Below are 905 nucleotides of genomic sequence, written 5' to 3' on the forward strand. Positions count from 1 at the left end.
CTAGGCAGTTTCGTTTGGATCAGTCGGTCGTTGGTTCGGGTGTGCCGTTGACTGACGCGCAGTGGGCGCGGATCGAGCCGTTACTCCCGGACCGGACACCGAAGCGGGGTGGCCGCTGGCGCGACCATCGTGAGGTGATCGACGCGATTGCCTACAAGTTCCAGACCGGCACGCAGTGGGTCCACCTGCCGGAGAAGTACGGCAACTGGCGAGGCGTCTACAACCGGCTGCGGATGTGGGCCGTCGACGGCACCTGGGAGCGGGTCTTCACCGCCCTGGTGGCCCAGGCCGACGCGGACGAGGACCTCAACTGGGCCGTCTCGGTGGACTCGACGATCGTGCGGGCTCACCAGCACGCGGCTGGGGCCCGCAAAAAGGGGCCCCGGCCGGCGAACCGGACGACCACGCCATCGGCCGGTCCCGGGGCGGGCTGACCACGAAGATCCACCTCGCTGCCGATTCCCGCTGCCGGCCTCTCGCGTTCGTTCTCACCGCGGGCCAGGCCGGTGACGCACCTGCCTTCACCGAGGTCATGGCCCGCCTGCGCGTTCCCCGTCGGCGCGGACGGCCGCGCACCAGGCCGGACCTGGTCCTGGCCGACAAGGCGTACTCCTCGCGTGCGATCCGCGAGCACCTGCGCAGGCGCGGCATCCGGGCAGTGATCCCCGTCCCCGCTGACCAGCGCGGACACCGGCTACGTCGGGGCAGCCGGGGCGGCAGGCCACCGGCCTTCGATCGCGAGACCTACAAGCAGCGCAACACCGTCGAGCGGTGCATCAACCGCCTGAAGCAGTGGCGAGGCATCGCCACCCGCTACGAGAAGACCGCCACCATCTACCTGGCCGGACTCCACATCGCAGGCATCTTCCTCTGGTCCGCCCGGTGATCCAAACGAAACTGCCTAG

The 905-nt window shown here is 69.5% G+C and carries 1 protein-coding gene; it reads left to right on the top strand.

All coding sequences use genetic code 11. The features are described 5' to 3' along the window. Nucleotides 1–14: 14 nt before the first annotated feature. Nucleotides 15–886 (top strand): IS5 family transposase gene (locus tag AQI95_RS46200; RefSeq protein ID WP_425264985.1). Its coding sequence is split into 2 segments (ribosomal slippage): nucleotides 15–381 and nucleotides 381–886, totalling 873 coding nucleotides; the frame shifts between segments, so codons are not numbered across the junction. Nucleotides 887–905 lie beyond the last annotated feature (19 nt).

This window comes from Streptomyces yokosukanensis, from assembly GCF_001514035.1.
Classification (GTDB): Bacteria; Actinomycetota; Actinomycetes; order Streptomycetales; family Streptomycetaceae; genus Streptomyces; species Streptomyces yokosukanensis.